The 23,691-nt window shown below is 72.9% G+C and carries 21 protein-coding genes; 12 read left to right on the forward strand and 9 right to left on the reverse strand.

Annotated elements, in window-relative coordinates; all coding sequences use genetic code 11:
* Positions 1 to 82: 82 nt before the first annotated feature.
* The gene (locus IH00_RS0117875; protein ID WP_031074739.1) at positions 83 to 289 is read left to right on the forward strand and encodes a hypothetical protein; all 207 of its coding nucleotides are present in this window, start codon (positions 83 to 85) and stop codon (positions 287 to 289) included.
* Positions 290 to 421: 132 nt separating this feature from the next.
* Here the strand turns inward: IH00_RS0117875 and IH00_RS41910 are convergent, their stop codons facing one another.
* Positions 422 to 2,326: a serine/threonine-protein kinase gene (locus tag IH00_RS41910; protein WP_052411458.1), complete on the reverse strand. Its 1,905-nt coding sequence runs from the start codon at positions 2,324 to 2,326 to the stop codon at positions 422 to 424.
* Positions 2,327 to 2,431: 105 nt separating this feature from the next.
* Here IH00_RS41910 and IH00_RS0117885 point away from each other — a divergent pair, with 105 nt between their 5' ends.
* Positions 2,432 to 2,965: a hypothetical protein gene (locus tag IH00_RS0117885; protein WP_031074744.1), complete on the forward strand. Its 534-nt coding sequence runs from the start codon at positions 2,432 to 2,434 to the stop codon at positions 2,963 to 2,965.
* On the opposite strand, the gene IH00_RS0117890 is transcribed toward IH00_RS0117885, so the two are convergent.
* The 5 genes from IH00_RS0117890 to IH00_RS0117910 are packed head-to-tail and all read right to left on the reverse strand — an operon-like array spanning position 2,937 to position 7,672.
* Entirely contained in the window at positions 2,937 to 4,088 is a 1,152-nt protein-coding gene (locus tag IH00_RS0117890) for a serine hydrolase domain-containing protein (protein WP_031074746.1), read from the reverse strand. The two genes, IH00_RS0117885 and IH00_RS0117890, sit on opposite strands and share 29 nt — an antisense overlap.
* 47 nt (positions 4,089 to 4,135) lie before the next feature.
* Entirely contained in the window at positions 4,136 to 4,801 is a 666-nt protein-coding gene (locus IH00_RS0117895) for a response regulator (protein WP_052411467.1), read from the reverse strand.
* 50 nt (positions 4,802 to 4,851) lie between these two features.
* On the reverse strand, positions 4,852 to 5,961 hold the full coding sequence (locus IH00_RS0117900) for a sensor histidine kinase (protein WP_039947147.1): 1,110 nt from the start codon (positions 5,959 to 5,961) through the stop codon (positions 4,852 to 4,854).
* Positions 5,958 to 6,647, reverse strand: coding sequence for a glycerophosphodiester phosphodiesterase (locus IH00_RS0117905; protein WP_031074751.1), 690 nt, complete (start codon positions 6,645 to 6,647; stop codon positions 5,958 to 5,960). The genes IH00_RS0117900 and IH00_RS0117905 overlap by 4 nt, the downstream gene beginning before the upstream one ends.
* A complete protein-coding gene (locus IH00_RS0117910; protein ID WP_031074752.1) occupies positions 6,647 to 7,672 on the reverse strand; it encodes an adenosine deaminase in 1,026 nt (341 codons plus the stop codon). Before IH00_RS0117910 ends, IH00_RS0117905 begins: the two co-directional genes overlap by 1 nt.
* Before the next feature lie 86 nt (positions 7,673 to 7,758).
* Here IH00_RS0117910 and IH00_RS0117915 point away from each other — a divergent pair, with 86 nt between their 5' ends.
* Positions 7,759 to 8,379, forward strand: coding sequence for a DUF4190 domain-containing protein (locus tag IH00_RS0117915; protein WP_031074753.1), 621 nt, complete (start codon positions 7,759 to 7,761; stop codon positions 8,377 to 8,379).
* A gap of 52 nt (positions 8,380 to 8,431) precedes the next feature.
* On the opposite strand, the gene IH00_RS0117920 is transcribed toward IH00_RS0117915, so the two are convergent.
* The gene (locus IH00_RS0117920; protein ID WP_031074754.1) at positions 8,432 to 8,986 is read right to left on the reverse strand and encodes an NADAR family protein; all 555 of its coding nucleotides are present in this window, start codon (positions 8,984 to 8,986) and stop codon (positions 8,432 to 8,434) included.
* 175 nt (positions 8,987 to 9,161) lie between these two features.
* Between IH00_RS0117920 and IH00_RS0117925 the strand changes: the two genes are divergently transcribed.
* The 8 genes from IH00_RS0117925 (at position 9,162) to IH00_RS0117960 (ending at position 18,969) form a co-directional block, all read left to right on the forward strand.
* On the forward strand, positions 9,162 to 10,676 hold the full coding sequence (locus IH00_RS0117925) for a gamma-aminobutyraldehyde dehydrogenase (protein WP_031074755.1): 1,515 nt from the start codon (positions 9,162 to 9,164) through the stop codon (positions 10,674 to 10,676).
* Positions 10,677 to 10,735: 59 nt separating this feature from the next.
* Entirely contained in the window at positions 10,736 to 11,983 is a 1,248-nt protein-coding gene (locus IH00_RS0117930) for a polyamine ABC transporter substrate-binding protein (protein ID WP_031074756.1), read from the forward strand.
* Between the two features lie 46 nt (positions 11,984 to 12,029).
* Positions 12,030 to 13,199: an ABC transporter ATP-binding protein gene (locus tag IH00_RS0117935; protein WP_031074757.1), complete on the forward strand. Its 1,170-nt coding sequence runs from the start codon at positions 12,030 to 12,032 to the stop codon at positions 13,197 to 13,199.
* Positions 13,196 to 14,125 carry an ABC transporter permease gene (locus IH00_RS0117940; RefSeq protein ID WP_031074758.1) on the forward strand — a complete coding sequence of 310 codons (930 nt, stop codon included), beginning with the start codon at positions 13,196 to 13,198 and terminating at the stop codon, positions 14,123 to 14,125. Before IH00_RS0117935 ends, IH00_RS0117940 begins: the two co-directional genes overlap by 4 nt.
* Positions 14,125 to 14,919, forward strand: coding sequence for an ABC transporter permease (locus tag IH00_RS0117945; RefSeq protein WP_031074759.1), 795 nt, complete (start codon positions 14,125 to 14,127; stop codon positions 14,917 to 14,919). Before IH00_RS0117940 ends, IH00_RS0117945 begins: the two co-directional genes overlap by 1 nt.
* A gap of 22 nt (positions 14,920 to 14,941) precedes the next feature.
* Positions 14,942 to 16,360, forward strand: coding sequence for an NAD(P)/FAD-dependent oxidoreductase (locus tag IH00_RS0117950; RefSeq protein WP_031074760.1), 1,419 nt, complete (start codon positions 14,942 to 14,944; stop codon positions 16,358 to 16,360).
* Between the two features lie 183 nt (positions 16,361 to 16,543).
* A complete protein-coding gene (locus IH00_RS0117955; protein ID WP_031074761.1) occupies positions 16,544 to 17,008 on the forward strand; it encodes a hypothetical protein in 465 nt (154 codons plus the stop codon).
* A 155-nt stretch (positions 17,009 to 17,163) separates the two neighbouring features.
* The gene (locus IH00_RS0117960) at positions 17,164 to 18,969 is read left to right on the forward strand and encodes a chitinase (RefSeq protein ID WP_031074762.1); all 1,806 of its coding nucleotides are present in this window, start codon (positions 17,164 to 17,166) and stop codon (positions 18,967 to 18,969) included.
* On the opposite strand, the gene IH00_RS0117965 is transcribed toward IH00_RS0117960, so the two are convergent.
* The gene (locus tag IH00_RS0117965; protein WP_420710884.1) at positions 18,905 to 19,462 is read right to left on the reverse strand and encodes a phosphatase PAP2 family protein; all 558 of its coding nucleotides are present in this window, start codon (positions 19,460 to 19,462) and stop codon (positions 18,905 to 18,907) included. The genes IH00_RS0117960 and IH00_RS0117965 overlap by 65 nt on opposite strands.
* A gap of 384 nt (positions 19,463 to 19,846) precedes the next feature.
* The gene (gene gabT / locus IH00_RS0117970) at positions 19,847 to 21,181 is read right to left on the reverse strand and encodes a 4-aminobutyrate--2-oxoglutarate transaminase (RefSeq protein WP_031074765.1); all 1,335 of its coding nucleotides are present in this window, start codon (positions 21,179 to 21,181) and stop codon (positions 19,847 to 19,849) included.
* A 378-nt stretch (positions 21,182 to 21,559) separates the two neighbouring features.
* Here gabT and IH00_RS0117975 point away from each other — a divergent pair, with 378 nt between their 5' ends.
* On the forward strand, positions 21,560 to 23,620 hold the full coding sequence (locus IH00_RS0117975) for an ATP-binding protein (RefSeq protein ID WP_031074766.1): 2,061 nt from the start codon (positions 21,560 to 21,562) through the stop codon (positions 23,618 to 23,620).
* The last annotated feature ends 71 nt before the right edge of the window (positions 23,621 to 23,691 follow it).

The raw sequence follows: 23,691 nt of genomic DNA on the forward strand, positions 1-23,691 counted from the left end.
CGGGCGGGCCGGGGGTTCCTCCCCCGGCCCGCCCGCCGCGTTCCGGACGCATCGCGCCCGCCGCCCCGGGTACCCGGGCGCCATGAACGACAAGACACCACAGGAACGCGCCCGCGAACGCGCCGAGGAAGAGCCCGGAGCGCACTCGGGCGCCGAGCGCCAGGCCGGCCGCCGTACCGTCCCCGGCACGGCGAGCGCCGCGGAGGGCTACCGCCCCGGAGAAGGCACCGAAGGCGGCGAACCGCTCAAGGGGGTACAGGCCGACGAGGACGACGCACACGGTCGGTGACGCACCACTCCCCGGCGCACACGGCCGCGCCGCGCACGGGCGCCCCGCACGGGAGCGGGGCACCTGTCCGCGGCGCCCGGAAAGCCGGCCCCGCACCGGCCGGATGCGTCGCCGCGCCCTCCCCGGCGAGTGTCAGGGGGTGACGCGGTTCAGCTCCTCCCGGTGGACGTCCTGCGGGCGGTCCACCCGGTCGACGTACAGCCGTCCCTCGCCCGCCGGGGTGAGCACCATCGAACTGCGCACCGGGCAGCCGGTCTTCGCCGGGACGAGCGGCCCCAGGACGAGCCGGTCGGTGTGCGCGCCCGCGAGGACGCCCTTCCACCGGCACTCCTTGAACGGGCCCGCGCCGGTCGCGGTGACGACGTCGTCGCCGATGCCGTTCTGGTTGATCGTCAGCCGCAGGCTGTTGGCCGCGGGCTCCGTGGGCAGGCTCCAGGTGCCGAGGAACTTCGGGTGCACGGGCGCCCTGCTCGTCTCGGCGGGCCTCAGCGTCGTCGACACCCCTCTCGACTCCCACAGGAGCGTGCCGTCCGGCTGGGCCGTGAACGTCTGCTCCGGTGACGGCTTGGCACAGCCCGCCGCGTCGGCCGGCACGCTGCTCGTCCTGCTGCCCGTGCCCAGGACGACCTTCTCGTCGTCGGCGGAGACCAGCGGGGCGCGGTTACGGCAGACCGCGTACGGCAGGGTGTAGGTGACGGTGGCGACCATCTCCTGCTTCTCGCCCTGGACGATGTCGAATCGCCCCTGGAACTCGCCGTCCGGTCCTGCCTTGACCGTGCCCTCCCACGCCCCCAGGTAGGCGTCCGGCACCGCGCCCTCGATCTCCCTGACCTCGGGCGTCTTCTTGTCGTCCCCCGCGAGCCAGCCGATCAGCATGAGCAGCACGATCAGCATCACGGGCAGCCCCACCACGATGCTCAGCACGATCGCCGCGGTCCGCCCACCGCTTCCGGACCGGTTGGCCGGGGGTGCCGGGGCCGGGGGGAACGGGCCGGTCGGGTGCACCGGCGGCGCGTACCCGTAAGGGTGCTGGGGCGAGGGCACCGGCGGCGGAGTCTGGAACGCCGTCGGCCCGTACGGCAGCCCGACGGGCTGCGCCTGCGGCCGGTGCGGCACCGCGCCGTGGGCCGGGGCGGGCAACTCCGCGTCCAGCAGCCGCGCCGCCCGCTGACCGAGGTCCGCGAGCAGCGCGCCCGGCAGCCACGCCCCGGCGGGCTCGGCGTCGCGTGTCGCCTCGATCAGCTCCGCCACCGAGGGCCGGCCCGACGGCTCCTTGATCAGGCACGCCCGGACGAGGCCGGCCAGCTTCGGCGGCACCCCCTCCAGGTCCGGGTCCTCCTGCACGATCCGGTACAGCAGGCTGTGGACACCGCTCTCGGCGCCGCCGAACGGCGTCCGCCCCGTCGCCGCGTACGCGAGGACCGCACCCAGGCAGAACACGTCCGACGCGGGGGTGACGCTCCGGCCGAGCACCTGCTCCGGCGACATGAACCCGGGCGAGCCGACGACCGCGCCGGTACGGGTCCTGACGTCACCGGCGGCGCTCTGCGCGTCCAGCGCCCGGGCGATACCGAAGTCGATCACCCGTGGACCGTCCACCGTGACCAGGATGTTGGACGGCTTCAGGTCGCGGTGCACCAGCCCCGTGGAATGGATCGCCTCCAGCGCCTGGGACAGCCCGCTCGCCAGGGCGCGTACCGAGGTCCCGGGCAGCGGCCCGTGGTCGCCGACGACCTCCGCCAGCGAAGGCCCCGGGATGTAACCGGTCGCCACCCACGGCACCGCCGCCCCGGTGTCCGCGTCCAGCACCGGCGCCGTCCACCGGCCGCCGACCCGCCGCGCCGCCGACACCTCCTGCGCGAACCGCTGCCGGAACTCGCCGTCCAGCGCCAGCTGACGGAGGATCAACTTCACGGCGACGGTCCGGCCGCCCTCGCTGCGTGCGAGGTAGACACGGCCCATGCCTCCTTCGCCCAGCAGGCCGAGGAGGCGGTACGGACCTATCCAGGCGGGGTCTTCGGCGCTGATCGGTTCCACCGTCGGATCTTCGCACAACGGCCGGTGCGCACCGGCGCGGAGGGCCGCGGGCGTATTACCGGGACCCCGGTAAAAGGCGCGTAAACCCCGGCGTACGCTGCCGACATGAGCGAGACCCGCGCCCTTCTGCGGCGCATCCGAGTGTGGTTGGCGGTTTTCATCGTCTGTCTGGTGCTGAGCGGCCTGACGGCCTTTCCGCTCGTCACCGAACTGCGCCTCGCCGACGGCGCGCTGAACGGCTGGGCATCGCCCGTCGCCGATGCCCTCCCCGGCCTCCACGAGTGGATCGGGCGCGTACGCACCGGACTCGACACCGCCGACCGCGACCACCCGTTCGTCCTCTACGGGACCGACTGGCTCGCCTTCGCGCACCTGGTCATCGCGGTGGCCTTCTACGGCCCCTACCGCGACCCGGTCCGCAACATCTGGGTCGTCGAGTTCGGCATGATCGCGTGCGCCGGGATCATCCCGCTCGCGCTGATCTGCGGTCCCCTGCGGGGCATCCCCTTCTGGTGGACGGTGATCGACATGTCCTTCGGGGTCTTCGGAGTGATCCCGCTGCTGATCGTCCACCGCATGATCAAGCGCCTGGCGGCCCTGACCGAGCCCGTCAGCGCCGTCCGAATGCTGCCCGCATGATCCGCTCGGCCACCGGGTTCATCCCCTCGCCCTTCGCGTCGGTCGAGTTGACCGAGTACACCAGGGTGCGGGAGAGGTCCCCGGTCGCCGCGATCACCGTGTTGTAGCCCCAGCGGCCGCCCGTCTTCAGCCACAGCACCCGGCCGTCGTCCGCCCGGTACCGCTGGAGCCCCGCGCTCATCGTCGCACCGGGCACGCCGGCCGGGACGGTGAACATCTCCCGCAGCAGCGGTCCGCGCACCACCCGGCCCCGGAACAGCGCCACCAGGAAACGCTCCAGGTCGGCGGTGGTGGAGACCAGGTCGCCCGCAGCCCAGCCGTCCGTGACGCCCCACTCGGTCACGTCCCGCAGCTCGGTGGACCCGCCGGGCAGGGGGAAGACCTGGTAGCCGTGGTTGTGCGGACCGCGGATCACCGGCGAGGCACCCGGGAAGTACGTGCCGTGCAGTCCGAGCGGGCGCAGGATGCGGCGGGTGACCTGGTCCGCGTACGCGTCACCGGTGACCCGCTCGACGAGCAGGCCCGCCACGGTGTAGCCGATGTTGCTGTAGCGCTGCACCTCCCCGGGCGGGGCCACGCGCTCCTTGGCGGTGGCGGAGGCCACGATCGCCCTCGGGTCGTGCACGTCGAAGCGGTGGGCGTACCACTCCTCCAGGTTCTTCCCCGGGAAGTCGCCGTCCGGCAGGCCGTGCGTGTGGTTCAGCAACTGGCGCACGGTGACCCCGCCGTACGCCGCCGGGATCAGCTCCGGCAGGTGGTCGCGGACCCGGTCGTCCAGGCCCAGCCTGCCCTCGCCCGCCAGCTGCAGGACCACCGCCGCGGTGAACACCTTCGTCACCGAACCGGCGCGGAAGCGCGCGTCCGGGTCGGCGGGCCGGCCGGTCGCCAGGTCGTGGACGCCCGCGCTGCCGCGCCAGGTGCCGCCGGTGCCGCCGACCCGGACGAGCGCGGCCGTCGTACCGGCGTCGGGCAGCCCGGCGAGGGCGGCGCCCAGCGCACCGGCGTCCGGGCCGTCCTGGGTGCGGACGACGGGCGGCGTGGCGCCCGCGGGAACGGCGAGCGGCCCCGCGGTCACACCGAGGACGAGAGCGGCCGCGACGAGCGCGCGCGTACGTGCGTGCATGGTTCAACTCCAGGTGATCGAGCCCTTGTCGGCGCCTCCCATCCTGGTCAGGCGGGCCGCCGCGCGGATCGCCGGAGCGAGCGGTATCGCGCGGCCCCGCCTCCCTCGCGCGGGGGATCCCCGGCGGCGATCAGGCCCGTCTCGTACGCGCAGATGACCGCCTGGATCCGGTCGCGCAGGCCCAGCTTGGCCAGCACGTTCCCGACGTGCGTCTTCACGGTGTGCTCGCTGACCACCAGCTCGGCGGCGATCTCCGCGTTCGACAGCCCCCGCCCGAGCAGGAGCAGCGTCTCCCGCTCCCGGGCGGTCAGCACCTCCAGCCGGCCGCCGTCGGCGCGCCGCACCCCGCGGGAGGTGTACTCCTCGATCAGGCGGCGCGCCACCGACGGGGCCAGGAGCGCGTCGCCCCGCGCGACCACCCGCACCGCGTGCACCAGGTCGTCGCGGCGCACGTCCTTCAGCAGGAAACCGCTCGCGCCCGCGTGCAGCGCCTCGTACACGTACTCGTCGGAGTCGAACGTCGTCAGCATCACCGCGCGGCAGCCGCCGTCCGCGGCGGTGATCGCGCGGCACGCCTCGATGCCGTCCATCACCGGCATCCGGACGTCCAGCAGCGCCACGTCGGGCGCGTGCAGCCGGACCGCGTCGACGGCCCGCGCACCGTCGACCGCCTCGGCGACCACCTCGATGTCCGGCTGGGCGTCCAGGATCATGGCGAATCCGCTGCGCACCAGCTCCTGGTCGTCCGCCACCACCACGCGGATCACACCGTCACCTCCCGGGCCAGCGGCAGCGTCACCGCGACCTGGAACCCACGGCCCCCGGGGCCCGGGCCGTGCGCGGCCGTCCCGCCGTGCGCGGCCGCCCGTTCCCGTATCCCCGCCAGCCCGTGGCCGCCGGCCGGTTCGCGGGTCCTCCCGCCGGCCGGTCCGCGCCCGTCGTCCGTCACCGTGATCTCCACCTCGCCCTCCCCGTACGCCAGACGCACCGCCGCGGAACCCGCCCGCGCGTGCCTGACCGTGTTCGTCAGCGCCTCCTGCACCACGCGGTACACCGTCGTCCCGAGGTCCGGCGGCAGCGCGCGGGCGGTGCCGGTCACGTCGTACGAGACGTCGAGGCCGCTGCGGCTGACACGCTCCAGCAGCGCCGGGACGTCCGCCGGGCCCGGCTGCGGCACCCGCGGGGCGTCGTCCTCCTCGCGCAGCACCCCGAGCATGCGCCGCAGCTGGACCATCGCCTCCCGGCCGGTCCCGGAGATCGCCTCGAACGCGGCCTCCGCCCGCTCGGGAGCCGCACGCACCGCGACCGGGCCCGCCTCCGCCTGCACCACCATCAGACTCACCGCGTGCGACAGGATGTCGTGCATCTCCCGTGCGATCCGGGCCCGTTCGCGGGCGGCGGCCATCTCCGCGACGTACCGCTGCCGCGTGTCCGACAGCCGCCCCAGCGCGTACGCCGCGCCGAACACGAACAGCGAGAACGACAGCTCCCGTGCCGAGCGGGTGTTGAGCCACACCGACACGGTGATCAGCGCCGGCAGCAACGCCAGCACGGCCAGCCGGGTGCGGCGCGGCGACAGGGACGCGATCGTGTGGACGAGGACCAGCCCGGTGTACGGCAGCGGCTGGCCCGGTCCGTCGACCGCCAGCTCGTACAGGGCGCTGGTCGCCAGGACCGCCACCAGCACGGCGATCGGCGCCCGGCGGCGCCACACGAGCGGCACCACCGTCAGCGTCGTCAGCCCGTACGCCGTCCAGGTCGCCGGCGGCAGGTCCGGAGCGCGCGGCACGACGAACGGCATGGTCATCGCGGCCTGCACCAGCAGTGCGAGGCCGATGTCGGTCGCCCACGGCTTCCCCCGCAGGCCCCTCATCCGCGGCCCGCGAGCACCGAGGCGAGGGTGTCCACCCGGTTGGTGGTGATCGAGTCCACCCCGCACGCGACCAGCCGGCGCATGGTCCGGCGCGTGTCGGCCGTCCACGCCGAGACCAGCAGCCCGTCCCGGTGGACCCGCTCGGTCAGCGCCCGGCCGACCAGCCCGAAGCGGTAGTTCAGCCAGCGCGGCGCCACCGCGTCGAGCAGGACGGGCCGGGGCGGGGCGAGCGTCGTCCACGTCAGCGCGATCTCGGCGGCCGGATCGGAGGCCCGCACCAGCAGCATCGCGGCCGCGCTGGAGCAGTAGTACACGCGGTCGGCCGCGCCGCACTCGTGGACGGTGCCGACGACCGCGCGCACCGACGCCTCCGTGGCGCCCGGCAGGTCGATCATCACCCGGTGCGGACCGGCCGCGCCGAGCGCGTCGCCCAGGGTCGGCACACCCTCCTCGCCGGTCAGCCCGCGCAGCTCGGCCAGGGACAGCCGGGCCAGCGGCCGGTCGATGCCCCACAGCCGCTTCAGCGAGTCGTCGTGGAGGAGGACCGGGACGCCGTCCCGGGTGAGCCGCACGTCGATCTCCACCGCGTCCGCGCCGCGCGCGAGCGCCGAGCGGACCGACGCGAGCGTGTTCTCCCGGACGCGGTACGGGTCGCCCCGGTGCGCCACCACCGTGACGGGACGCATCAGCGGGTGAGCCACTCGGTGGTGTAGCTGTCGATCTCGGCGGCGATCCGGGCCTTGCCCGCCGGGTCCAGGAAGGACGCCTCCACGGCGTTCTTGGCCAGCTCGGCGATCCCGCGCTCGTCCAGGTCCAGCAGCCGGGCGGCGACGCCGTACTCGTTGTTGAGGTCGGTGCCGAACATCGGCGGGTCGTCGGAGTTGACGGTCACTAGGACGCCCGCGCGCACCATCTCCCTGATCGGGTGCTCCTCGATGTCGAGGACCGCCCGCGTGGCGATGTTGGAGGTGGGGCACACCTCCAGCGCGATGCGGTGCTCGGCGAGGTGGGCCAGCAGCTCGGGGTCCTGCGGCGCGCTGGTGCCGTGGCCGATGCGCTCGGCGCGCAGCTCCCTGAGGGCGTCCCAGATCGTCCCGGGCCCGGTCGTCTCGCCCGCGTGCGGCACCGAGTGCAGGCCGGCGGCGACGGCCCGGTCGAAGTACGGCTTGAACTGCGGGCGCGGCACGCCGATCTCGGGGCCGCCCAGCCCGAACGAGACCAGGCCCTCGGGGCGCAGGTCGACGGCGAGCCGGGTGGTCTCCTCGGCGGCCTCCAGCCCGGCCTCGCCGGGGATGTCGAAGCACCAGCGCAGGATGACGCCGAGCTCGGTCTCGGCCGCGAGGCGGGCGTCCTCTATCGCCGCCATGAACGCCTTCTCGTCGATGCCGCGCCGGGTGGAGCTGAACGGCGTGACGGTCAGCTCGGCGTACCGGATGTTCTGCCGGGCCATGTCGCGGGCGACCTCGTAGGTCAGCAGCCGCACGTCCTCCGGGGTGCGGATCAGGTCCACCACCGACAGGTACACCTCGATGAAGTGCGCGAAGTCGGTGAAGGTGAAGTAGTCGACGAGCGCCTCGGGGTCGGTGGGCACCTTGGAGTCCGGGTGGCGGGCAGCCAGTTCGGAGACGATGCGCGGGGACGCGGAGCCGACGTGGTGGACATGGAGCTCCGCCTTGGGCAGCCCCGCGATGAAGGGGTGCAGATCGGTCATCGGGGCCTCCTGTGGGCAGGGCCGGGCTGGTCAGGGATCATCGTAGGGCGGCCGTTAGCATGACGGGACACGATGGGGGAGGGCCCATGCCAGACAACAGCGAGCCGAACGATCCCTGGGCTCCGCCGGAGAGCAGGTCTCCCCAGGACGCGGCCGTACCGAACAGGCCGCCGGTGCACGACCAGCCCACGGTGACGTCCATGCCGGCCGCGGGGGAGGTACCGCCGCCTCCGATAGCCCCCGGAGGGCCCGCCCAGCCGGCGCCGGGCCCGTACGGCTACCCGGCTCCCGGGGTGCCCGCCGCGCCGCCGCCGGCCACCAACGGGTACGGGTACCCGGGGTATCCCGGCTACTCCGCCTACGGCCACGCCGGCTGGCAGGCCGGGCCCGCCAACGGCATGGGCATCACCTCGATGGTCCTCGGCATCATCGCCACCGCCGGTTTCTGCATGTACGGGCTCGGCATCATCCTGGGCATCCTCGCCCTGATCTTCGGCATCGTCGGCCGCAAGCGCGTCCAGCGCGGCGAGGCCAACAACGGCGGCATGGCCACCGCGGGAATCATCCTGGGCGCGATCGGCACGGTCGTGAGCGCGGCGTTCCTGGCCTTCGTCGTCTGGGCGATCGTGCAGAGCGAGAACAACCGCGACTCCTCCGAGGACGACAGCGACCCCTTCGCGACGTCCCTGGTCATCACCCGGGACTGACGCCACCCCCTGGGTGGCCGGGGCATAGGAGCCCGGGCCCGGGCTCCCGGGCTCAGGCTCCGGACGCGCGCAGCCGGGTCCGCGCGGTCATCAGGGCGAAGCCCAGGAGGTTCAGGCCGCGCCACTGGGCGGGGTTCCCGGCGCGGGGGTCGGTCGCGGCGAGCCCGATGCCCCAGACGCGGTCCATCGGGCTCGCCTCCACCAGCACGCGGCCGCCCGTCGACAGCAGGAAGTCCCGCAGCTGCGGGTGCTGCCCGAACTTGTGCTCGCTGCCCGCCACCACGATGCCGAACCGCTCCCGCGCCCATATCGCCTCGTCGAAGCCGCGCACCAACCGCCCCGCCTTCTTCGCGGCGGCCGGGCTCGACGCCTCGACGGCCTGCCGCTCGGCGTCCGCGTCGCCGAAGAGCCGGGCCTTCGACGCCATCATCCAGTGCTCGGCGGTCGCGTACCTCACGCCGTCGACCGTGAACGGCGCCGGCCACCACTGGCTCAGGCAGCTCGCGCCGATCCTTCCGTCGGGCCTCGGCCGGTGGCCCCAGAAGTGCAGGTACTTCATGCGCGCGCCCCGGTTGACCTGCTCCAACAGGTCCTCGATCGTCTCCATGCACGCGAGTGTGGCAGCCGCCACGGACACTCCGTACCGGGTTTTCCGCCCGCACCCGACACATGGTCGACCGATTCCGTCGCGTAACCAAAAGGCAACAACGGAATCCCTTGTTGGGTAGGCATCCCTCTGTCAGGATCGGCACTCAATTCGAGCCGGGACAACGGAGAGCGTCATGGGCAACCGCTTCCAGGTGAAGGACGCGCGCGACCGCTTCGCCGCGGGCGCGCAGTACATCGGCGGGCGCGCGCGGCCCGGCACGTCGGGCCGTACGCACACCGTCGTGGACCCCGCCACCGGCGAGGACGTCCTCACCTACGAGCTCGCCGGGACCGCCGACGTGGACGCGGCCGTCGCGGCGGCCCGCGACGCGCTGCCCGGCTGGGCCGGCGCGACACCGGGCGAGCGGTCCGACGCGATGCACCGCTTCGCCGGGCGGCTCGCCGAACGGGCCGAGGAGTTCGCGCGGACCGAGTCCCTCCAGTGCGGCAAGCCCATCAAGCTCACGCGCGAGTTCGACGTGCCGGGCACGGTGGACAACACCGCGTTCTTCGCGGGGGCTGCCCGCCACCTCCAGGGCCAGTCGGCCGGGGAGTACAGCGGGGACCACACCTCCTACGTACGCCGCGAGCCCATCGGTGTCGTCGGCTCCATCGCGCCCTGGAACTACCCGCTGCAGATGGCCGCCTGGAAGGTGCTCCCCGCCATCGCCGCCGGCAACACCGTCGTCCTCAAGCCCGCCGAACTCACGCCGCTCACCTCCCTGATGTTCGCGCAGGCGGCCACCGACGCGGGCATCCCCGACGGCGTCGTCAACATCGTCACCGGGGCCGGCAGGGAGGCGGGGGAGCACCTCGTCGGGCACCCGGACGTGGCGATGACGTCGTTCACCGGCTCCACCGCCGTCGGCAAGCGCGTCGCCGGGATCGCCACCGCCACCGTCAAGCGCCTCCACCTCGAACTGGGGGGCAAGGCCCCCTTCGTCGTCTTCGACGACGCCGACCCGGAGGCCGCCGCGCACGGCGCGGTCGCCGGCGCGCTGATCAACACCGGCCAGGACTGCACCGCCGCCACCCGTGCCTACGTCCAGCGCCCGCTGTACGACGCCTTCGTGGAGCAGGTCGCCGACCTGATGGCCTCCGTGCGCCTCGGCGACCCCTTCCAGGAGGACACCGACCTCGGCCCGCTCATCAGCCACGCCCAGCGCGACCGCGTCGCCGGCTTCGTCGACCGGGCCCGCGCCTACGCCACCGTCGTCACCGGCGGGGCCGCCCCGCACGACGACGGCGCCTTCTACCGGCCGACCCTGATCACCGGCGCCCCGCAGGACAGCGAGATCGTCCAGGCCGAGATCTTCGGCCCGGTCCTCGTGGTGCTGCCCTTCGACACCGACGACGAGGGCATCCGGCTGGCCAACGACACCCCGTACGGCCTCGCCGCATCGGCCTGGACCCGTGACGTCTACCGGGCCGGCCGCGCCACCCGGGACATCAAGGCGGGCTGCGTCTGGGTCAACGACCACATCCCGATCATCAGCGAGATGCCGCACGGCGGATACAAGGCATCAGGCTTCGGAAAGGACATGTCAACCTACTCCTTCGAGGAGTACACGCAGGTCAAGCACGTGATGTACGACAACACGGCGGTCGCCAGGAAGGACTGGCACCGGACGATCTTCGGGGACCGATAGCCACGCCCGCGGCCCGCCCGACCAGCGGCCGCCGCCACACCACCCGAAAGGCACAGCGCATGGAGCAGTACGAGCCCGACAGCCTCTCCGCGGCACAGGTCGCCGCGATGCGGCGCAGCATGGCGAACGGCCGGGGAGCCCTCACCCGCCGTTCCATGCTGCGTGCCTCGGGCGCCGGAGCGCTCACGCTCGGCGGTCTCGCCGGCCTGAGCGCCTGCGGTATCCCGCCCGCCGAGCGGGAGGGCGACGGTCCCGCCTCCACCGACCACTCGGCGAAGGAAAAGCGGCTCAGCTTCTCCAACTGGACGCAGTACATCGACATCAGCGACGACGAGAAGCACCGGCCCTCGCTGGAGGCCTTCACCCGGCGCACCGGCATCGCGGTCAAGTACACCGAGGACATCAACGACAACGTCGAGTTCTTCGGCAAGATCAAACCGCAGCTCGCCGCCGGCCAGGACACCGGCCGCGACCTCATCTGCGTCACCGACTGGCTCGCCGCCCGCATCATCCGGCTCGGCTGGGCGCAGAAGCTCGACCCGGCCAACCTCCCCCACGCGTACGCGAACCTCTCCCCCCAGTTCCGCCGCCCCGACTGGGACCCCGGCCGTGCCCACTCGTACCCCTGGACCGGCATCTCGACGGTCATCGCCTACAACAAGAAGGCCACCGGCGGCCGGAAGGTCGACTCGGTCACCCAGCTCCTCGACGACCCCAGGCTCAAGGGGCGGGTCGCGTTCCTCTCGGAGATGCGCGACTCGATCGGCATGACGCTGATCGACATGGGCAAGGACCCGGGCACGTTCACCGACGCCGACTTCGACGCGGCCCTCGGCCGCCTCCAGAAGGGCGTCGACACCCAGCAGATCCGCCGCTTCACCGGCAACGACTACACCGGCGACCTCAACAAGGGAGACATCGCCGCCTGCCTCGCCTGGGCCGGTGACGTCATCCAGCTCCAGGCCGACAACCCCGACATCGCGTTCGCGATCCCGAACGCCGGCTACATCACCTCCAGCGACAACCTGCTCGTCCCCGCCGGCGCCCGGCACAAGACCAACGCCGAGAAGCTCATCGACTACTACTACGAGCTCCCCAACGCCGCCCGGCTCGCCGCGTACATCAACTACGTCTGCCCGGTCGAGGGCGTGGGCGGCGAACTCGCGAAGATCGACCCCGCGCTGGCGGCGAACACCCTGATCCTTCCCGACAAGGCGATGGCCGCGAAGTCCCGTGCCTTCCGCTCCCTCAGCAGCACGGAGGAGACGGCGTACGAGGAGAAGTTCGCCAAGCTCATCGGTGCCTGAGCCCGCCACCATCGCCCGCCCCCGACACCCCCTGGGATCGCGACCCATGACTGACAGCACGAACTCCGGTGGCGACGTCCGCCTCTCCGGGATCAGCAAGACCTACGGCTCCTTCACCGCCGTCCACCCCCTCGACCTGACCGTCCCGCAGGGCTCCTTCTTCGCCCTCCTCGGCGCCTCCGGCTGCGGCAAGACCACCACGCTGCGCATGATCGCCGGCCTGGAGGAGCCCACCACCGGCACGGTCTTCCTCGGCGACCGGGACGTCACCGACCTTCCCCCGTACAAGCGGCCCGTCAACACGGTCTTCCAGTCGTACGCCCTCTTCCCGCACCTGAACATCTACGAGAACGTCGCGTTCGGCCTGCGCCGCCGGGGCATCAAGTCGGTCAGGAAGCAGGTCGGCGACATGCTCGACCTCGTCCAGCTGGGCGACAAGGCGGGCCACAAGCCGCACCAGCTCTCCGGCGGCCAGCAGCAGCGCGTCGCCGTCGCCCGGGCGCTCATCAACCACCCCCAGGTGCTGCTCCTCGACGAGCCCCTCGGCGCCCTCGACCTCAAGCTGCGCCGCCAGATGCAGCTGGAGCTCAAGCGCATCCAGACCGAGGTCGGCATCACCTTCGTCCACGTCACCCACGACCAGGAGGAGGCCATGACCATGGCCGACACGGTCGCGGTGATGAACGGCGGCCGGGTCGAGCAGCTGGGTGCGCCGGCCGACCTCTACGAGAACCCCCGCACCACCTTCGTCGCCAACTTCCTGGGCACGTCCAACCTCATCGAGGCCGAAGTGGTGGAAGCGGGCTCGGACGTCACCGTCACGGCAGGCGGCGGCAAGCTGCGGCTGCCCGCGGACCGGTGCTCCGCCGACACCCGCGGCGGCGGCAAGCTGCTCGTCGGCATCCGCCCGGAGAAGATCACGCTCGCGCACGCCGACGACGCGGGCGCGATCGCCGACGGGCGCAACAGGGTCACCGGCCGGATCGTCGACACCTCCTTCATCGGCGTCTCCACCCAGTACCTCGTCGACAGCCCCGCCGGCACCGGCCTCCAGGTGTACGAGCAGAACATCGAGCGCGACTCCCGGCTCGCCCCCGGCGCCGAGGTGGTCCTCCACTGGAACCCGGCCCACACCTTCGGCCTGGACGCGGCTCAGTCCATGCTGGCGGGGACAGTGGGCGACGCGGGCGCGGAAACGGTGGAGGACGCCGCGTGACGATCACCGAAGCACCACCCGCACCGCACGCGCCGGACCGGCCGGCCGTTCGGAAGACTGCCACCCGCAAGCGGCTCGTCCCGTACTGGCTGCTCCTGCCCGGCATCCTCTGGCTGCTCGTCTTCTTCGCGCTGCCGATGGTCTACCAGGCGTCGACCTCCGTGCAGACCGGCTCCCTGGAGAAGGGCTTCGAGGTCACCTGGCACTTCGCGACCTACTGGGAGGCCTTCACCGAGTACTGGCCCCAGTTCGTCCGGTCCCTGCTGTACGCCGGCACCGCGACCGTCCTGTGCCTGCTGCTCGGCTACCCGCTCGCGTACCTCATCGCCTTCAAGGCGGGCCGCTGGCGCAACCTGCTGCTCGTCCTCGTCATCGCCCCGTTCTTCACCAGCTTCCTCATCCGCACGCTGGCCTGGAAGACGATCCTCGCGGACGGCGGCGCCGTCGTCGGGGCGCTGGACGCGCTGCACGTCCTCGATGTCACCGGCTGGCTGGGCTGGACCCAGGGCGACCGCGTCCTCGCCACCCCCATGGCGGTGGTGTGCGGTCTGACGTACAACTTCCTGCCGTTCATGATCCTTCCGCTCTACACCTCGCTGGAGCGGATCGACGGCCGCCTGCACGAGGCTGCGAAGGACCTGTACGCGTCGCCCGCCACCACCTTCCGCAAGGTGACCTTCCCGCTGTCGATGCCGGGCGTCGTGTCGGGCACGCTCCTCACCTTCATCCCGGCGAGCGGCGACTACGTCAACGCCGAGCTGCTCGGCTCGACCGACACCAAGATGGTCGGCAACGTCATCCAGTCGCAGTTCCTGCGGGTGCTCGACTACCCGACGGCCGCCGCGCTGTCGTTCATCCTGATGGCCATCGTGCTGATCATGGTCACCGTCTACATCCGCCGGGCCGGAACGGAGGACCTGGTCTGATGCGCTGGCTCCGCAAGAACCTCGTCGTCATCGCGGGTCTGCTGACCCTCGCGTACCTGATCCTGCCGAACGTCGTCGTGATGGTGTTCTCGTTCAACAAGCCGGCGGGGCGCTTCAACTACTCCTGGCGGGAGTTCTCCACCGACGCCTGGCGCGACCCGTGCGGCGTCGCCGACCTGTGCGGCTCGCTCGCGCTGTCGCTCCAGATCGCCGCCTGGGCGACGCTCGGCGCCACCCTGCTCGGCACGATGATCGCCTTCGCGCTCGTCCGCTACCGCTTCCGGGCCCGCGGCGCGATCAACTCGCTGATCTTCCTGCCGATGTCCATGCCCGAGGTCGTCATGGCCGCCTCGCTGCTCACGCTGTTCCTCAACATGGGCGCCGAGCTGGGCTTCTGGACGGTCCTCATCGCCCACATCATGTTCTGCCTGAGCTTCGTCGTGGTGGCGGTCAAGGCGCGCGTGATGTCCATGGACCCACGCCTGGAGGAGGCCGCCAGGGACCTGTACGCCGGTCCCGTGCAGACCTTCCTGCGGGTCACCCTGCCCATCGCCGCCCCCGGCATCGCGGCGGGCGCGCTGCTCGCCTTCGCGCTGTCGTTCGACGACTTCATCATCACCAACTTCAACGCGGGCTCGACCGTCACCTTCCCCATGTTCGTGTGGGGCTCGGCGCAGCGCGGCACGCCCGTACAGATCAACGTCATCGGTACGGCCATGTTCGTCATCGCCGTGCTGGTGGTCGTCGCCGGGCAGGTCGCTGCCGCCCGGCGCAAGCGCACTACGATCCAATGAGTTCCTGAGGGAGTTGGAAACCATGGCCCCAGCTGCCATGCGTACTGCTGCACAATCACTCTCGGACGCCCAGCCCGTCCCCTTCTGGCTGGAAGACCCCGGCAAGCCGGCCGCGCTGCCCGCGCTCACCCGCACGGAACACTGCGACCTGCTCGTCGTCGGAGGCGGCTACAGCGGCCTGTGGACCGCGCTCCTCGCCAAGGAGCGCGACCCCGCGCGGGACGTCGTCCTCATCGAGGGCCGGGAGGCGGGCTGGGCCGCCTCCGGCCGCAACGGCGGCTTCTGCGCCGCCTCCCTCACCCACGGGTTCGGCAACGGGCTCGCCCGCTGGCCCGAGGAGCTGGCCACCCTCGAGGAACTGGGCGAGCGGAACCTCGACGCGATCGAGGCGGCCGTCGCCGCGTACGGCATCGACTGCGACTTCGAGCGCAGCGGTGAGATCGACGTCGCCACCGAACCGCACCAGATGGCGGAGCTGGCCGGGATGTACGAGGCGGCCGCCCGGCTCGGTCTCGCGGACGGCCTCGAACTGCTCGACCGGGACGCCGTCCGGGCCCAGGTGAACTCCCCGACCTTCCTCGGCGGCCTGTGGGACCGGCGGGGCGTCGCCATGCTGAACCCGGCCAGGCTGGCGTGGGGCCTCAAGCGGGCCTGCGCCGAGCTGGGCGTACGCGTCTACGAGAACACCCGCGGCCTGGACCTGGCCCGCGCGGGCGGCGGCATGGCCGTCCGCACCCCGTACGGCCGGGTCCTGGCCCGGCAGGTGGTCCTCGGCACCAACGTCTTCCCGTCCCTGGTCAAGCGGCTGCGCCACTACACCGTCCCGGTGTACGACTACGCCCTGATGACCGAGCCGCTGACCGGTGACCAGCTGGAGTCCATCGGCTGGAAGAACCGCCAGGGGCTCGGTGACAGCGCCAACCAGTTCCACTACTTCCGGCTCAGCGCCGACAACCGCATCCTGTGGGGCGGTTACGACGCCATCTACCCCTTCGGCGGGCGGGTGCGCGCCGAACTCGACCAGCGCCCGGAGACGTACCTGACGCTGGCCGAGCACTTCTTCCGCTGCTTCCCGCAGCTGGAGGGGGTCCGCTTCAGCCACGCGTGGGGCGGCGCCATCGACACCTGCTCACGCTTCTCCGCCTTCTTCGGCACCGCGCACGGCGGCCGCGTCGCGTACGCGGCGGGGTACACCGGGCTGGGCGTGGGCGCCACCCGGTTCGGGGCCGATGTGATGCTCGACCTGCTGTCGGGCGAGCGGACCGAGCGCACACAGCTGCGGATGGTGCGCTCCAAGCCGCTGCCGTTCCCGCCCGAGCCGATCGCCTGGGCGGGCATCGGGCTGACCAAGTGGTCACTGGCCAGGGCCGACGCGAACGGCGGCCGGCGCAATCTGTGGCTGCGGACCATGGACCGGCTGGGCCTGGGCTTCGACAGCTGAAGCACCCGCCGAACCAGACGTGCGCCGAGTGCGCCCTTCGTGCGCTGGTCGTGCGCTCCTGTGCACCTTTCACCACCGTACGAAGTTCCGAGCCGCGTCATGATCCCCCTGCACCCCTCTCTCCCGGTGTGAAGGCACTGCTCAGCGGGGCAGTGACAGGGACGGACGTGGAGGTCGTGGGCGATGACCGGTTCGGGGGCCAGAGGTGGCGCGGTGGAGTGGCTGGTGTCGGTCGCACCGGATCCCGGCGCCTGCCGCTGGGAGTGGGAGCGGAACCCCTCGGGGATCGCCCTGCTCCCGGCGGGCAGGCGCTGGGACGTGCTGATCGTGCCGGCCGTGCTGGGCTATCCGACCCTGGACGTGCTGGCCCGGCTCGTCGACCGGCCCGGCCCGGTGCTCGCGGACTTCGGCGACGCCCGCATGGGCTACTTCGTCCCGCCGGGCACGGCGGCGCGCTGGGTCGGCACGGGGATGCGGGCGGCCGGCCACGGCACGTGGATCGTCGTGCCGTACCCCGGTCCGGGCCGGGTGACCGGGGGGACGCGGTGGCTGGTGACCCCGGACGGGTCGGGGGCGCTGACCGACCCCGTGCTGCTGGAGCTGGCGCTGCACGAGGCCGCGGCTCAACTGGCCAGGGGGGTGCGGTAGCGGGGGAGCGGGCCCGGTGGTGCGGGAGGGATCCACCACGCGGATGGCCGGGGAGAGGTGGCGCCTCGGGTGGTGCGGGAAGGATTGACAACTCGATTGGTCTGGACCAAGTTGTGCGGCGCCGCACCCCGACACCCCCACACCCGGAGGCAGTTGTGGACCGCACACCCCTCGGATCCCTCGTCGTCGCCCTGGCCGCCGTGCTCGTGCTCGGCGGCCTCACCACCACCGCACGGGTCGCCGGCGCCGAACTGGCACGCAACGGCGGATTCGAGGCCGGCCTGGACGGCTGGAGCTGCACGGCCGGGAGCGGAGCGGTCGTCCCCGCGCCCGTGCACGGCGGGGCCAAGGCCCTCCAGGCCACCCCGGCCGGCGGCGACAACGCCCGGTGCACCCAGACCGTCACCGTGCGGCCCGACTCCGCCTACACGCTCAGCGGGTGGGTGCGCGGCAGCTACGTGCACCTCGGCGCCTCCGGCACCGGTACCACCGACGTCTCCACCTGGACGCAGTCCGCCCCCGACTGGCAGCGGCTGACGACCACCTTCCGCACCGGCCCCGCCACGCGGACCGTCACCGTCCACGTGCACGGCTGGTACGGCACCGGCGCCTACCACGCCGACGACCTGTCGCTGACCGGCCCGGGCGGCGACCCCGTCCAGGTCCCGGCCGCCCCGACGGGCCTGACCGCCGGGACCGCCGGTTCCACCACCGTGCCGCTGAGCTGGACGCCGGCCGCCGGCGCCACCTCGTACCACGTCTACCGCGGCACGGCGCGGGCCCTCACGGTCACCGGCACCACGGCCACCGTCACCGGCCTCGTGCCCGCGACCGCCCACACCTTCCAGGTCACGGCGGTGAACGAGGCCGGGGAGTCCCCGAAGTCCGCCGCCGTCACCGCGACCACGGCCCCCGGCCCCGCCGACCCGCCCCCGGGTCAGGGGCTGCCTGCGCACGCCCTGGTCGGCTACCTGCACGCGAGCTTCGCCAACGGTTCCGGCTACACCCGCATGGCCGACGTACCGGACACCTGGGACGTCATCAACCTGGCGTTCGGCGAACCGACCTCCGTCACCTCCGGCGACATCCGCTTCTCCCTCTGCCCGGCGACGGAGTGCCCGGGCGTCGAATCCGCCGCCGACTTCAAGGCCGCGATCAAGGCGAAGCAGGCGGCCGGCAAGAAGGTCCTGATCTCCATCGGGGGCCAGAACGGCCAAGTGCAGCTGGCCACCCCCGCCGCCCGCGACACCTTCGTCGCCTCCGTCTCGAGGATCATCGACGAGTACGGCCTCGACGGCCTCGACATCGACTTCGAGGGCCACTCGCTGTCGCTCGCCGCCGGCGACACCGACTTCCGCAACCCGACGACCCCCGTCATCGTCCACCTCGTCTCCGCCCTGAAGACCCTCAAGGCGAAGTACGGCCCCGGCTTCGTCCTGACCATGGCCCCGGAGACGTTCTTCGTGCAGCTCGGCCACCAGTACTACGGCTCCGGCCCGTGGGGCGGCCAGGACCCGCGCGCCGGGGCGTACCTGCCCGTCATCCACGCCCTGCGCGACGACCTGACCCTGCTGCACGTCCAGGACTACAACTCGGGCCCGATCATGGGCCTCGACGGCCGGTACCACTCCATGGGCACGGCCGACTTCCACATCGCGATGACGGACATGCTGCTGACCGGCTTCCCGGTGGCGGGGGACGCCTCCCGGTTCTTCCCCGCCCTGCGCCCCGAGCAGGTCGCCATCGGCCTCCCCGCCTCGCCGCACGCCGGCAACGGCCACACCGCCCCCGCCGAGGTGCACCAGGCGCTCGACTGCCTGACGCGCCGGGTGAACTGCGGCTCGTACCGAACCCACGGCACCTGGCCCGCCCTGCGCGGTCTGATGACCTGGTCGGTCAACTGGGACCGGTTCGGCGGCTGGGAGTTCTCGAAGAACTTCGACGCCTACCGATGGAGCTGACGAGGAGGCCGGCGGCGTAGAGCCACCCGAACAGGCACACGCTGCCCACCACGTCCAGCGGCCAGTGGTACCCGCGCAGGACGAGCCCGGTGCCCGTCGCCGTCGTCAGCAGGACGGCGACGGGCACCGCCCAGCGCCTGCCCAGCAGCAGGGCGGCGCCGCCGTACGCCACCAGGGCCGTCGCCGTGTGCCCGGACGGGTAGTAGCCGGTTTCGGCGGTCAGCGGACCGGCCCGGCCGACGAGGAGTTTGAGGGGGAGGACCAGGGCCGGTACGAGGGCCAGGGCCAGCCCCGCGCGGAGCGCCTGCCCGCGGCGTCCGCGCCACACGGCGTACGCCATCGCGGCGACGAGGACGGGGGCGGCGACCGGGACGCTGCCCAGGTCGGCCAGGAGCTCGGTGAGCGGGACGGGGCCGCGGCCGGCGAGGGCGCGGCTGATGCGCGCGTCGAGCCGGGCGAGGGGCCCACCGGCGACGACCTGCCAGGTCACCACCGCGAAGAGGAGGAGGAACGCCGCCGAGGACGACGCGTGAGAAGCCGGCCGCCCCGGAACAGGGGGGGTTGTTCCGGGGCGGCCGCCAGGACCGGTGTGCCGCACGCCCCGGGGGGTATGGGGCGGGCGACGGTCCGATCGGTGAGGAGATCCGGAGCCGGAAGCTCCGTCCGTGTGCGCGAGGGCACGGCCAGGACGACGCTGGGGAGGCTCCGCCCTGGATCCGCCCGCAGTCGCCTGCGGGCGAGGTGTTTCTCTCATCTGCAGAAACCGTACGGCAGAGGAAGGGGGGACCGACAGCCGGATCTCCATCCCGCCATCGGCCCCCCACAACCTCTTCACACGGTCCGATCCGTGGTCGGATCCGCCGGAGTGTCGGACCCGTCAGATCCGCGCGAAGGCGCCCTCGATGATGTCCAGGCCCTCGTTGAGGAGGTCCTCGCCGATGACCAGCGGCGGCAGGAAGCGCAGCACGTTGCCGTAGGTGCCGCAGGTCAGCAGCAGCACGCCCTCGGCGTGGCAGGCCTTCGCCAGCGCGCCGGCGGCCTCCGGGTTCGGCTCCTTGGTCGCCGGGTCCTTCACCAGCTCGATCGCGATCATGGCACCGCGGCCACGGATGTCGCCGATGATCTCGTACTTCTCCTGCATGGCGGCGAGGCGGCCCTTCATGAGCTCCTCGATGCGCTTGGCCTTGCCGTTGAGGTCGAGCTCCTTCATCGTCTCGATGGCACCGAGCGCACCGGCGCAGGCCACCGGGTTGCCGCCGTAGGTGCCGCCCAGGCCACCGCCGTGCACGGCGTCCATGATCTCGGCGCGGCCGGTCACGGCGGCGAGCGGCAGACCGCCGGCGATGCCCTTGGCGGTGGTGATCAGGTCGGGGACGATGCCCTCGTCCTCGCAGGCGAACCACTGGCCGGTGCGGCAGAAGCCGGACTGGATCTCGTCCGCGACGAACACGATGCCGTTGTCGTTGGCGAACTTCACGATCTCCGGCAGGAAGCCCTTGGCCGGCTCGATGAAGCCGCCCTCGCCGAGCACCGGCTCGATGATGATCGCGGCGACGTTCTCGGCGCCGATCTGCTTGCTGATCTGGTCGATCGCCTGCGCGGCGGCCTCGGGGCCGCAGTTGTCGGGACCGGTCGGCCAGCGGTAGCCGTACGCCACCGGGACGCGGTAGACCTCGGGCGCGAACGGGCCGAAGCCGTGCTTGTACGGCATGTTCTTGGCGGTCAGCGCCATCGTGAGGTTCGTGCGGCCGTGGTAGCCGTGGTCGAAGACGACGACGGCCTGGCGCTTGGTGTACGAACGGGCGATCTTGACCGCGTTCTCGACGGCCTCGGCACCGCTGTTGAAGAGCGCGGACTTCTTCGCGTGGTCGCCCGGCGTCAGCTCGGCGAGCGCCTCGCAGACCTCGACGTACCCCTCGTACGGCGTGACCATGAAACAGGTGTGGGTGAACTGCTCCAGCTGGGCGCTCGCCCGGCGCACGACCGCCTCGGCGGACGCGCCCACGGACGTCACCGCGATGCCGGAACCGAAGTCGATCAGACGGTTGCCGTCGACGTCCTCGATGACGCCGCCACCGGCGCGCGTGGTGAACACCGGCAGCACGGAGCCCACGCCACCCGCGACCGCGGACAGACGGCGGGCCTGAAGCTCCTGCGACTTCGGGCCGGGGATGGCGGTGACGACGCGGCGCTCCTGCGGGATTTCGGTCATGCGGGGCTCCTGGGGGGTGTCTTTCGGACGCTGCTTCTCTTTCTTCCGCAGGCTAGGCGCGGGGGAGGGGTGCAGGCATGCTCCGTTCGGGAGTGGTGGTGGCGCGTCGTTGTCCGCGGCGGACATAGAGCCGCCTCATCGGCGCCGCCGCACCGCCGGAGCGCCGCGCCGGGCGGCGGGGGAGGCGCCTGCCCTGTTCGCGTCACCGCGGGGCCGCCCCGCGGGAGGGGCCGGGAGGCGACGGCGAACGGGGGCCGCCCCCGGATCCGGGAAAGGGCGGGCCGGGGGAGCGGTCCGCCGGGGCAACCGGCCCGGGATCGCACTAGATTGACGGGTGCACAGACGCGCGCGACCCGGCTGGTCAGGGGGCAGGGGTTCATGGACACCGACGGTACGTACGACGCACGTGGCACCCACGCCGCCGTGCCGCCACCCGCGCGGCCGCCGGCCGTGCCGCCGCGGCCCGCGCAGGCGCCCGGGGCCGCCGGCGGCGGCACCGTCGCCTGGCTGCGGACACCGCGGCCGGCCGCCGAGCCCGGAGTGTGGCGGTTCGGGCACCGGCCGCGGCCCCAGGAGGAGCCGGAGGCGGTGCCGGCCCGCCGGCTCTTCGCCGGTGCGCTGATCGCGCTGCTCAGCGGCTGGCTGCTGTGGTCCCTGCTCTGGAACGGCTACCTCGGCCACTACTGGCTGTGGCCCCTGCTCGTCCTCACCCCGGACGAGTGGCGCAGCGAGCCGGGCACCTGGGCCACCGCCAGCTACGTGTACTACGCCCTCGTCGGCGGCGGCCTGCTGGTCTTCTTCGCCCGGCTGGGCCACGTCCCCGAGATCTGGCGCCGCTACGCGAGGAAGAAGGACGTCCCGCCGCCGCCCCCGCCCCCGGACGCCGACCCCGCCGACTGGCCCGAGCTGCGCGAGGCCGGGCTCACCGAGGCCGCCGGGCGGCTCGCCGAGGCCACCCGGTCCGGCGCGCTCGGCGACGTCGACTACGCCCGCATCCGCCGCGCCTGGCAGGGCGTGCGGACGCATCCGGAGCGGCTCACCGCGTTCACCGACGCCGTTCGCGCGCAGGGGCCCGCCGCCTGTGCCCACCCCTCCGGCGTCCGCGACCTGCCGGTGCGCACCGCGGTGCACGACCTGGCCACCGCCCAGGTGCGGATCGGGACGGCGGCCGACCACCCCCGCAACCCGTACGCCCGCCGCACCACGGGCGTCGCCCTGGAGCCGGACGTGCTCGGCACGTCCCTGCTGGCGGTCGGGCCCGCCGGGTCGGGCAAGACGGTCCGGCTGGTCCGCCCGGTCACCGAGTCGCTGTGCCTCCAGGCGCTCGCGAACCGCGCGGCGGTCGTCGCGGTCACCGCGCAGGGCACCGCGCTCGCCCCGGACGAGGCCTTCGACCTCGTCGTCCGCGTCGGCCGCCCCGACTCCACGCACGACCTCGACCTGTACGGCGGCGCCGACGACCCCGACGAGGCCGCCCGCATGCTCGCCGAGGCGCTCGTCGGCGACCTCGTGCCGGACAGCCGCCGCGCCGCCACCGCGCTCGCCCAGCTCATCGGCCCGTACCGCGCCGCACACGGCCACTACCCGGCCGTACCGGAGCTGCGCGAGCTGCTCGGCGGGGCCCCGCAGGCGTTGTCCGCGCTGCGCGCGGCCGTCGCGGGCGACCCGGCCCAGCTGCGCGAGCTGGACGCCCGGGCCCGCCAGGCGGAGCGGGGCGACGACATCGGCGTGCTGCTCGCCGAGCGGATCGCGTTCCTGGACCGCCCGGCGTTCGCGCGGTTCTTCCGCCCCGACGGCGAGGGCCGGCGGTTCTCGATGCGGGCGATCGAGCACCCGCTGCGGGTCCGCGTCGACCTGCCCGAGCGCGGGCACGCCGAGGCGTCCCGGATCGTGACCCGGCTGCTCCTCGCCCAGTTCACCGAGGCGGCCCCCGCGCGCACCGACCGGTCGCTGTTCGCCTGCCTGGTGCTGGACGACGCCACGTACACCGTCACCGCCGACTCCGTGCGAGCCGTCCAGCGGCTGCGCTCGGCTCATGCGGGTGTCGTACTGGCACTGCGCACCCTGGAGGACGTACCGGAGGCGCTGCGGGGGCCGCTGCTCGGCGCGGTCGGGTGCCGGATGGCGTTCGCGGGGCTGGCGCCGTGGGACGGCGGGCGGTTCGCGGAGACCTGGGGCACCGAGTGGGTGCAGACCCGGGACGTGACCAACCGGCAGATCATCTCGGACGAGCCGCTGACCAAGGCGATGCACTTCATGCGCCGTCTGGTGACCGGCAAGGCGGCCACCGCGGAAGCGGTCACGGTCCGCGAGGTCGAGCGGCAGCGCTGGTCCGCCTCCGACCTGGCGCACGCCGTGCCGCCGGGGCATGCCGTACTGTCCCTGACGGGCGTCCGGGGGGAGCACACCCCTCCGCTTCTGGTCGACCTGCGGACGTGACATGACAACCTGGCAGAATTGAGGGAGCCGTTCATACGGGACGGCGAAATCCCCCTCCCGAAAGTCCGACG

Origin of the sequence: Streptomyces sp. NRRL S-118 (assembly GCF_000716335.1) — a bacterium.
In the GTDB taxonomy this organism is placed as follows: Bacteria; Actinomycetota; Actinomycetes; order Streptomycetales; family Streptomycetaceae; genus Streptomyces.

What these genes read in the sequence shown, in the direction of transcription:
- IH00_RS0117875 (WP_031074739.1), top strand. Translation starts at nt 83, where the DNA reads ATGAACGACAAGACACCACAGGAACGCGCCCGCGAACGCGCCGAGGAA.
- IH00_RS0117930 (WP_031074756.1), top strand. Translation starts at nt 10,736, where the DNA reads ATGGAGCAGTACGAGCCCGACAGCCTCTCCGCGGCACAGGTCGCCGCG.
- IH00_RS0117975 (WP_031074766.1), top strand. Translation starts at nt 21,560, where the DNA reads ATGGACACCGACGGTACGTACGACGCACGTGGCACCCACGCCGCCGTG.
- IH00_RS0117900 (WP_039947147.1), bottom strand. Translation starts at nt 5,961, where the DNA reads ATGAGGGGCCTGCGGGGGAAGCCGTGGGCGACCGACATCGGCCTCGCA.
- IH00_RS0117955 (WP_031074761.1), top strand. Translation starts at nt 16,544, where the DNA reads ATGACCGGTTCGGGGGCCAGAGGTGGCGCGGTGGAGTGGCTGGTGTCG.
- IH00_RS0117895 (WP_052411467.1), bottom strand. Translation starts at nt 4,801, where the DNA reads ATGATCCTGGACGCCCAGCCGGACATCGAGGTGGTCGCCGAGGCGGTC.
- IH00_RS0117925 (WP_031074755.1), top strand. Translation starts at nt 9,162, where the DNA reads ATGGGCAACCGCTTCCAGGTGAAGGACGCGCGCGACCGCTTCGCCGCG.
- IH00_RS0117910 (WP_031074752.1), bottom strand. Translation starts at nt 7,672, where the DNA reads ATGACCGATCTGCACCCCTTCATCGCGGGGCTGCCCAAGGCGGAGCTC.
- IH00_RS0117915 (WP_031074753.1), top strand. Translation starts at nt 7,759, where the DNA reads ATGCCAGACAACAGCGAGCCGAACGATCCCTGGGCTCCGCCGGAGAGC.
- IH00_RS0117885 (WP_031074744.1), top strand. Translation starts at nt 2,432, where the DNA reads ATGAGCGAGACCCGCGCCCTTCTGCGGCGCATCCGAGTGTGGTTGGCG.
- IH00_RS0117905 (WP_031074751.1), bottom strand. Translation starts at nt 6,647, where the DNA reads ATGCGTCCCGTCACGGTGGTGGCGCACCGGGGCGACCCGTACCGCGTC.
- IH00_RS0117950 (WP_031074760.1), top strand. Translation starts at nt 14,942, where the DNA reads ATGGCCCCAGCTGCCATGCGTACTGCTGCACAATCACTCTCGGACGCC.
- IH00_RS0117920 (WP_031074754.1), bottom strand. Translation starts at nt 8,986, where the DNA reads ATGGAGACGATCGAGGACCTGTTGGAGCAGGTCAACCGGGGCGCGCGC.
- IH00_RS0117935 (WP_031074757.1), top strand. Translation starts at nt 12,030, where the DNA reads ATGACTGACAGCACGAACTCCGGTGGCGACGTCCGCCTCTCCGGGATC.
- gabT (WP_031074765.1), bottom strand. Translation starts at nt 21,181, where the DNA reads ATGACCGAAATCCCGCAGGAGCGCCGCGTCGTCACCGCCATCCCCGGC.
- IH00_RS0117890 (WP_031074746.1), bottom strand. Translation starts at nt 4,088, where the DNA reads ATGCACGCACGTACGCGCGCGCTCGTCGCGGCCGCTCTCGTCCTCGGT.
- IH00_RS0117945 (WP_031074759.1), top strand. Translation starts at nt 14,125, where the DNA reads ATGCGCTGGCTCCGCAAGAACCTCGTCGTCATCGCGGGTCTGCTGACC.